At 71.0% G+C, this 5,003-nt stretch carries 4 protein-coding genes; all 4 read left to right on the top strand.

Annotation, left to right across the window (positions count from 1 at the left end; translation table 11 throughout):
- On the top strand, positions 1-528 hold a 528-nt coding region (locus K2X24_RS16275), incomplete at its 5' end, for a CoA transferase (protein WP_292499394.1).
- On the top strand, positions 525-1,463 hold the full coding sequence (locus K2X24_RS16270) for a hydroxymethylglutaryl-CoA lyase (protein WP_292499393.1): 939 nt from the start codon (positions 525-527) through the stop codon (positions 1,461-1,463). The genes K2X24_RS16275 and K2X24_RS16270, both read left to right, overlap by 4 nt.
- 131 nt (positions 1,464-1,594) lie before the next feature.
- On the top strand, positions 1,595-2,920 hold the full coding sequence (locus K2X24_RS16265) for an MFS transporter (RefSeq protein ID WP_292499392.1): 1,326 nt from the start codon (positions 1,595-1,597) through the stop codon (positions 2,918-2,920).
- A gap of 74 nt (positions 2,921-2,994) precedes the next feature.
- A complete protein-coding gene (locus K2X24_RS16260) occupies positions 2,995-4,944 on the top strand; it encodes an aconitate hydratase (protein WP_366934515.1) in 1,950 nt (649 codons plus the stop codon).
- The last annotated feature ends 59 nt before the right edge of the window (positions 4,945-5,003 follow it).

Below are 5,003 nucleotides of genomic sequence, written 5' to 3'. Positions count from 1 at the left end.
ACCCGCACGGGCGGCGCCCTGCCGGGCATCACGCCCTCCAACACCTATCCGACGAAGGACGGCGGCTTCGTCGTCATCGCGGGCAATTCGGACCCGATCTTCCGGCGCCTGATGGGCGTGATCGGCCGGCAGGATCTTGCCGACGATCCCGCCTTGCGCGGCAACGACGGCCGCTCGGCCGTGGCCGGCATGCTCGATGGGGTGATCGCGGACTGGTCGCGGGCCCGCAGCGTCGACGAGGCGCTCCAGGCCCTCGACGCGGCGGACGTGCCGGCGGGCCGGATCTATTCGGTGGCCGACATCGTGGCCGACCCGCACTACGCGGCGCGCGACATGATCCTGGAGGCCGAACTGCCCGGGGGCACCTGGGTCAAGATGCCCGGCATCGTGCCGAAGATGTCCGGCACGCCGGGCGGCGTGCGCTGGCAGGGGCCGGCTCTGGGCGCCCACACCGACGACGTCCTGGCGGACCTCGGCCGGGATGCGGAGACCATCGAACGCCTGCGTCGCGACGGAGCGATCCAATGACCGGGACCGCAACGAAGGCCAGCCCCCTGCTGATCCAGGAGGTCGCCACCCGCGACGGGTTCCAGATCGAGCCCGTCTTCGTGGCAACGGCCGACAAGATCGCGCTGATCGACGCGCTCTCGGGCGCGGGTTTCTCCCGCATCGAGGTCTCGTCCTTCGTCTCGCCCAAGGCCGTGCCGGCCTTGCGCGACGCGGCCGAGGTCTTCGCCGGCCTTAACCGCCGGCCCGGCACCGTCTACGTCGCCCTGGTGCCCAACCCGAAGGGCGCCGAGCGGGCGCTCGCGGCGCGGGTCGACGAGGTCAATCTCGTCGCCTCGGTGAGCGAGACCCACAACCGCGCCAACATGGGCATGTCGCCGGCCGCCTCGATCGAGGGGTTCTCCAGCATCATGGAGACGGTGCGCGGCTCGGGCGTTTCCACCAACGCCACGGTGGCCACGGCCTTCGGCTGCCCCTTCGAGGGGGAGCAGCCAGCGGACAAGGTGATGCGCCAGGTCGAGCGCTACCTTGCCCTCGGGATCGAGGGCGTGACGCTGGCCGATACCACCGGCATGGCCAACCCCCGGCAGGTGGAGCGCCTCGTCGCCCGCGCCCTGACGATCGTGCCGGCCGAGCACCTGACCCTGCACTTCCACAACACCCGCGGGCTGGGGCTCGCCAACGTGCTGGCCGCCTACGGGGCGGGCGCGCGCCGCTTCGATGCGGCGCTGGGCGGCCTCGGCGGCTGCCCGTTCGCGCCCGGCGCCACGGGCAACATCTGCACCGAGGACCTCGTCAGCATGGCCTACGAGATGGGCATCGAGACGGGCCTCGACCTCGACGCCCTGATCGGCCTCGCCCGCGACCTGCCGCGCCTGATCGGCCACGACGTGCCGGGGCAGGTCGCCAAGGCCGGCCGGCCCTCCGACCTGCACCCGGTGCCGGCCGCGGCCTGACCACCGACTCCGTGACCCCGGCCGGCAAGCCCCCGCAGAAGGTGGCTCCGGCCGGCCCCCGAGCGCCCGCCACGGCGGTCACCCCGGTGACCCCCGCAAGGCCGGCCCACGCCATCGCCCCAGGAGGAAACATGCCCATCGCCACCACCACCGCCCCGCTCGCGGGCGTGCAGGACGTCACCGAACGCAGCGTGGTCCGCAAGGCCGCGTGGCGGCTGATGCCGCTGATCATGGTCTGCTACATGTTCGCGTTCTTCGACCGGATCAACATCAGCTTCGCCAAGTTCCAGCTTCAGAGCGACCTCGGCTTCAGCAACGTCGCCTACGGGCTCGGCGCGAGCATGTTCGTGGTCGGCTACGTCATCTTCGAGGTGCCCTCGAACCTGTTCCTGTACCGGGTCGGGGCGCGCCGCTGGATCGCCCGCATCATGGTCTCGTGGGGCATCGCCACGGCGCTGATGGTCTTCATCACCACCGAGTGGCACTTCTACGTGCTGCGCTTCATCATCGGCGCCATGGAAGCGGGCTTCGCGCCGGGCATCCTGTACTACCTCACCCTGTGGTTCCCCGCCTCGTTCCGGGGCCGCGTGACCTCCTTCATGTTCGTGGCCTCGGCCTTCTCGGGCATCTTCGGGGCGCCGGTGGCGGGCCTGATCCTCGGCGGCCTCAACGGCGTGGCGGGGCTCGCCGGCTGGCAGTGGCTGTTCCTGGCCGGCGGCCTGCCCTGCCTCGTCCTCGGCGCCCTGGTGTTCTTCCGCCTCGACGACCAGATCGAGGATGCGCGCTGGCTCTCGCGGGCCGAGAAGGATCTCCTCTCGGCCAAGATCGCCCACCACAACCGCGACATCGCCGACCATTCCCTCTGGGGGGCGATCAAGCAGCCGGGCTTTCTCATGATCGCGCTCGTGTACTTCCTGCTCCAGGTCGGCTCCTACGGCCTGAACTTCTGGGGGCCGGACCTGATCAAGACCGCCAGCGGCGGCCAGGCCGCCTCCGTCGGGTTCCTCACGGCGATCCCCTACATCTGCGGCGCCATCAGCATGGTGGTGATCGGGCGTCTCTCCGACGCCTCCGGCGAACGGCCGAAATTCGTGGCCGGCCTCGCGATCGCGGCGGCCCTCGGGTTCTTCGCCGCCGGCCTGTTCGACCGCCAGATCGTGCCCCTGATGATCGCGCTGGCCCTGGTGGGATCGGGCATCGTCGCCTCGATCCCGACCTTCTGGACCCTTCCGGCCAAGCTCGTCACCGGGGCGGGCGCGGCCGGCGGCATCGCGCTCATCAACACGCTGGGCCAGTTCGGCGGCATCGTCAGCCCGGTGGCGGTGGGCTGGGTCAAGGACCTGACCGGGTCCACCACCCCGGCGCTCTACGGGATCGGCATCCTCTGCCTCGTGGCGGCGGCCCTCCTGATCTTCGCGATGCCGGAGAGCCTGCGCCGCAACGACCGCAACCCTTGAACGGCGCCATCCGGGCGGCGCTCCGGTCCATCCGGCGCGCCGCCCTCCTCCCCGAAACAGCCTGGAAGACCGCCATGGCCCTCAACCTCACGCAGAAACTCGTCCAGGCCCACCTCGCCGAGGGCGATCTCACGCCGGGCGGCGACATTGCGCTGACGATCGACCAGACCCTGCTCCAGGACGTTCTCGGCGGCCTCGTCATGCTGGAACTCGAGGCGATGGGCGTCGAGCGCGTGAAGGTCGGCCTCGCGGCGCAGTACATCGACCACAACCTCGTGCAGAACGACCACCTCAACGCGGACGAGCACATGTTCCTGCGCTCGGCCTGCCGCCGCTTCGGGGTGTGGTACTCGCGCCCCGGCAACGGCATCAGCCATCCCGTGCACATGCAGAGCTTCGGCAAGCCGGGCCAGACGATGGTCGGCTCCGACAGCCACACCCCCGCCGCCGGGTCGCTCGGCATGCTCGCCTTCGGGGCGGGCGGCGTCGAGGTGGCGCTCGCCATGGCGGGCCAGCCCCTGAACCTGCGCATGCCCCGGGTCCGGGGCGTGCGGCTCACCGGGCGCCTGCCCGACTGGGTCAGCGCCAAGGACGTGATCCTCACCCTGCTGGCGCGCCACGGCGTCGAGGGGGGCTTCGGCCGGATCATCGAGTATCACGGCCCCGGCCTCGAGCACCTGACGGCGATGGACCGGCACGTGATCGCCAACATGGGCGCCGAGATGGGCGCGACCACGAGCGTCTTCCCCTCGGACGCGGTCACCAAGGCCTTCCTCGAAGGCGTCGGGCGCGGAGCAGACTGGATTCCCCTCGCTGCCGACGAAGGGGCGACCTACGACGAGACCGAGGACCTCGACCTCTCGGCCCTGGTGCCGATGATCGCCAAGCCGTCGAGCCCCGGCAACGTCGTGCCGGTCTCCGAGGTGGCAGGCACGGAAATCTACCAGTCCTATGTCGGCTCCTCGGCCAATCCGGGGTTTCGCGACTTCGCGATGGCCGCCGCGATCGTGAAGGGCCGCCAGGCGCACGACCGGGTCTCCTTCGACATCAACCCCTCCACCCGCGTCGTCCTCGAGACCCTGATCCGCGACGGGCAGCTCTCGGACCTGATCCACGCGGGCGCGCGGGTGCACCAGGCCGGCTGCAACGGCTGCATCGGCATGGGCCAGGCCCCGGCCTCGGGCCGCAACTCGCTCCGCACCGTGCCGCGCAACTTCCCCGGCCGCTCCGGCACCCGCGAGGACAGCGTGTTCCTGTGCAGCCCCGAGACCGCCGCCGCCTCGGCGCTGACCGGCGTCATCACCGATCCGCGCACCCTCGACATGCCCTATCCCCGGATCGAGTCCCCCCGGATGGTGGCGGCCAACGCCGCGATGCTGGTGGCCCCCCTGCCCGAGGACGAGGCGCGCGCGGTGGCGCTGGAGAAATCCGAGAACATCACGACGCTGCCCGAACTCGGCCGGCTCGGACCCTCGATCCGCGTCCCCGTGATGCTCAAGACCGGCGACGACGTCTCCACCGACGACATCATGCCGGCCGGTGCGCGGGTGATGCCGTACTGGTCGAACATCCCCAAGACCTCGGAATTCACCTTCGAGCCCATCGACGACACCTATCCCAAGCGCGTCCGCCAGGGCGGCCGGGAGCGGGCCGGGCACGCCATCGTGGGCGGGTCGAACTACGGCCAGGGGTCGAGCCGCGAGAACGCCGCGCTGGCCCCGCGCTACCTCGGCCTGGAGACGGTGCTGGCCAAGAGCTTCGCCCGCATCCACTGGCAGAACCTCATCAACTTCGGCGTCCTGCCGCTGACCTTCGCCGACCCGTCCGACCACGACCGCCTGGAGATCGGGGACGTGATCGAGATCGCGGACGTGGCCGGTGCCCTCTCCGCCGGCCCCGAAATCGTGGCGCGGCTGGGCAGCGGGGGCGAGATCCGCCTGCGGCACGACCTCTCGCCCCGCCAGATCGAGGTGCTCCTGGAGGGCGGCGTGATCAACTGGGTCCGCGCCCGTCTGGCGGCGTGAGGATCCCTCACGGGTCACGCCCGGCCTTCGGGATGGGCAAGACCTTGGGGATGGGCAAG

The organism is Methylobacterium sp., assembly GCF_019750675.1.
Taxonomy (GTDB): Bacteria; Pseudomonadota; Alphaproteobacteria; order Rhizobiales; family Beijerinckiaceae; genus Methylobacterium.
Note: the sequence above shows the minus strand (reverse complement) of the source record. Positions and strands in the feature narration are given on the sequence as shown.